Here is a 4,100-nt window from a genome sequence, read left to right on the forward strand (position 1 = left end):
GAGCCTTATCGTCGGCAGCGTCAGATGTTTATAAGAGACAGGCCCCTACGCTCGGTACACGGACTGACAGCAAACATCCGCGAGTGATCACAAGCGCTTGGAGAGCCCGCCCCCCAACGTCAGCCCGATTTGCATGGTCATGACGATACATTGCCAGCAGGTGCTGCCATTGCCACCGGGCGAAGGGTTATTAGATCAGCCTTGGGTGGAGATCAGACCGTCTCGAAATGTCCACCAAATGAAGTGTGTAAGCGGGGCTCTGACACTAGATATGGGGGCGCAGGTGATGTTGACGGACCCCACCAGCGATCATATGGATCCGCCCGCCCGGCGGGTGGGCAGTCAGGCCCGGGCCCGGATTCCAGGGGTGTGTCCCTTGGTTTCTGCCCGTCCCCGACATTCTCAACGCTGCCGTCCCTGTGCCTGGAACTGATCAAAGGATCCCCTGGGATCTCGCGGCGTTGGCCATTTTGCAAATTTTGCATCATCACTCTCAGTGCATCTGGAGGTGGGCGTCATGGAGAAGGAACTGAGTGGGAAGCCGGTGGTTGGGGGCAGGGAGCCGCGGCGCGGAGGCCGTGCGAAGGGCAAGGCGGCGACGGCCTCCACGGGGCTGACCGTGGAGCGGTTCTTCACGACGCCCGGGGTGGATCCGGCGGACGAGCTGGCGTGGGAGTACCGCAGCGCGAGCATCAAGGGCGAGGACGGCAAGGTCGTCTTCGACCAGAAGGACATCGAAGTCCCCAAGTCCTGGTCGATGCTGGCGACGAACGTCGTCGCGTCGAAGTACTTCCGGGGCACGCCCGGCACGCCGGAGCGTGAGACGAGCGTGCGCAAGCTGGTGGCGCGCGTGGTGGACACCCTCACCCGCTGGGGTGAGGAGGGGCACTACTTCGCGTCGGCGGTGGACCGCGAGGCGTTCCACGCGGAATTGACGCACCTGCTGCTGCGCCAGAAGGCGGCCTTCAACTCGCCCGTCTGGTTCAACGTGGGCGTGGAGGAGCACCCGCAGTGTTCGGCGTGCTTCATCAACAGCGTGGACGACAACATGGAGTCCATCCTGGGGCTGGCGCGTACGGAGGGCATGCTCTTCAAGTACGGCAGCGGCACGGGCTCCAACCTGTCCAGCATCCGCGGCAGCAAGGAGCTGCTGGCGGGCGGCGGCACCGCGTCCGGCCCGGTGTCGTTCATGCGCGGCTTCGACGCATTCGCGGGCGTCATCAAGAGCGGCGGCAAGACGCGGCGCGCGGCGAAGATGGTCATCCTCAACGCCGAGCACCCGGACATCCTCGAGTTCATCCGCTGCAAGTCGAACGAGGAGAAGAAGGCCTGGGCGCTGATTGAAGCGGGCTACGACCCGTCCTTCAACGGCGAGGCCTACGGGTCGGTGTTCTTCCAGAACTCCAACAACTCCGTGCGCGTCACCGACGACTTCATGAAGGCGGTGGTGAACGACGGCCCGTGGCAGACGCGCGCGGTGCGCGACGGCCAGGTGATGGAGACGTACAAGGCGCGTGAGCTGTTCCGCGAAATCGCGGAGGCGGCGCACCTGTGCGGCGACCCGGGCCTCCAGTACGACACCACGGTGAACGCGTGGCACACGTGCTCCGGCACGGCGCGCATCAACGCGTCCAACCCCTGCTCCGAGTACATGTTCCTGGATGACTCGGCCTGCAACCTGGCGTCGCTGAACCTGATGCACTTCCGCACGCTGGAGGGTGGCTTCGACGTGGCCGCCTTCAAGCACGCGGTGTCCGTGGTGCTGCTGGCGCAGGAGATCATCGTCGGCTTCAGCCGCTACCCCACCGAGCGCATCGCGAAGAACAGCCACGACTACCGGCCGCTGGGCCTGGGGTACGCGAACCTGGGCGCGCTCCTGATGGCGTCCGGCCTGCCGTACGACTCCCCTGCCGGCCGCAACCTGGCCGCGGCCATCACGTCGCTCATGTGCGGCGAGGCGTACGCGACGAGCGCGCGCATCGCGGAGAAGCAGGGCGCGTTCGCGGGCTACGGCAACAACGCGGAGCCCATGCTCGGCGTCATCCGCAAGCACCGCAAGGCGGCGTACCAGCTGTCGCCGGACGGCGTGAGCGCGGAGCTGCACGCGGCGCAGAAGGAGGCGTGGGACGACGCGCTGGCGAAGGGCATGGAGCACGGCTACCGTAACAGCCAGGTGACGGTGCTGGCGCCCACGGGGACCATCGGCTTCATGATGGACTGCGACACCACGGGCATCGAGCCGGACATCGCGCTCATCAAGTACAAGAAGCTGGTGGGCGGCGGCATGCTGAAGATCGTCAACCAGACGGTGCCGCTGGCGCTGGAGAAGCTGGGCTACCCGCAGACGCAGGCGCAGGACATCATCGCGTACCTGGACAAGCACGACACCATCGAGGGCGCTCCGCACCTGAAGCCGGAGCACCTGCCGGTGTTCGACTGCGCGTTCAAGCCGTCCAAGGGCCAGCGCAGCATCCACTGGATGGGCCACATCGAGATGATGGCCGCGGCGCAGCCGTTCCTCTCCGGCGCCATCTCCAAGACGGTGAACCTGCCGAATGACGCCACGGTGGAGGACATCGAGAAGGCATACATCGAGGCGTGGCGCAGCGGCCTGAAGGCTGTCGCCGTCTACCGCGACGGGTGCAAGCGCACGCAGCCGCTCAACACGTCGCAGGACAAGGCCCCGGAGGCGAAGCGCGCGGTGGCCGCCGAGCCCACCCCCGCCGTGATGCCGGAGCCCAAGGCCCTGCGCCGCCGGCTGCCGGACGAGCGGCAGTCCATCACGCACAAGTTCTCCATCGGTGGCCACGAGGGCTACCTGACGGTGGGCATGTACGAGGACGGCAAGCCGGGCGAGCTCTTCGTCGTCATGGCGAAGGAGGGCTCGGTGGTGAGCGGCCTGATGGACAGCTTCGCCACCAGCGTGTCGCTGGCGCTCCAGTACGGCGTGCCGCTCCAGGTGCTGGCGGACAAGTTCTGCCACACCCGCTACGAGCCGAGCGGCTTCACGGGCAACCCGGCCATCCCCATCGCCAAGTCCATCACCGACTACATCTTCCGGTGGCTGTCGCTGAAGTTCCTGCCCACGGAGCCCTGCGCGGACGACGCGGAGGTGACGCCGGTGGAGGAGGCCCGTCCGGAGCCGGTGACGCAGGCGGCGGTGCCGGCCCAGGCGACGCTGCAGCTGTCCGCGATGAACTCGCGCAGCACGTACCTGAACCAGGCGGACGCCCCGCCCTGCCACCAGTGCGGCGCCATCACCGTGCGCAGCGGCGCCTGCTACAAGTGCGCGAACTGCGGCACGACCAGCGGCTGCAGCTGAGGCCCGCCGCGGTCGCGGGGTGAAGTGATGAAGGGCTCCGGCGCTCTCAAGCTCCGGGGCCCTTCGTGTTTCAGGGGAAGCGGTGGAGGCGCGTGCAGATCTCCACCGCGCGGTCCGCGATGCGGCCCAGCTCCTCCAGCATGGCCACTTCCAGGGGCGCGGGGCCGTGCTCGGCGACGAAGAAGGCCACGGGCTGGCCGCGCGAGTGGAGCGGGAAGACGAGCAGGTGGGACTCGGACTCGCCGCACAGCGCGGAGAAGATGGCCTCGTCCTGGGGGCCCTGCGGGGCGCTGAAGACGCTGGGGCTGGGGCCGTTCAGCGCGGAGGTGAAGAGGGACGGCGTGTCCAGGTCCACCTTGAGCGCGGAGACCTCCGGACGGTCGCTGCCCGGGCCCCAGGCGCGGCCCACGCGCGCGAGGCCGAAGCTGTCACCCAGGAGGAAGGCCCGGCGGAAGCGGCCCGCGCTGTAGGCGAGCAGCACCTTGCCGACCATGCCCTGCGAGTCCGCGGTGTCGAGCGCGGAGAGGACCTGCTCGGCGGTGACGGCGGGTCCATCCACGGGCGTGTCGGTGGACGCGCTGGCGGCGGCGAGCAGGGCCTGGGCCGGGTCGATGTGCGCGACGGCCTGCGGCTGCCACGGCTGCTGCATGAACTCCCACGCGGAGGCCAGGGCCACGCCGTCCTCGGAGGCGGCGGGCGCGGCAGCGGGGACGTCCAGGTCCACGACGCGGTCGGCCCAGGTGGTCTCCGGGCTGTGGCCCACGGGGCCCTCCCCTTC

The 4,100-nt window shown here is 68.3% G+C and carries 1 protein-coding gene and 1 pseudogene; one reads left to right on the plus strand and one right to left on the minus strand.

Going from position 1 to position 4,100, the window contains the following annotated elements:
* Positions 1 to 517 precede the first annotated feature (517 nt).
* Positions 518 to 3,322 carry a vitamin B12-dependent ribonucleotide reductase gene (locus D7W79_RS39605; protein WP_120530397.1) on the plus strand — a complete coding sequence of 935 codons (2,805 nt, stop codon included), beginning with the start codon at positions 518 to 520 and terminating at the stop codon, positions 3,320 to 3,322.
* 70 nt (positions 3,323 to 3,392) lie between these two features.
* Here D7W79_RS39605 and D7W79_RS39610 read toward each other — a convergent pair.
* Positions 3,393 to 4,100, minus strand: a pseudogene (locus D7W79_RS39610) (hypothetical protein); the annotation flags it as partial.

The organism is Corallococcus exercitus (assembly GCF_003611585.1).
In the GTDB taxonomy this organism is placed as follows: Bacteria; Myxococcota; Myxococcia; order Myxococcales; family Myxococcaceae; genus Corallococcus; species Corallococcus exercitus.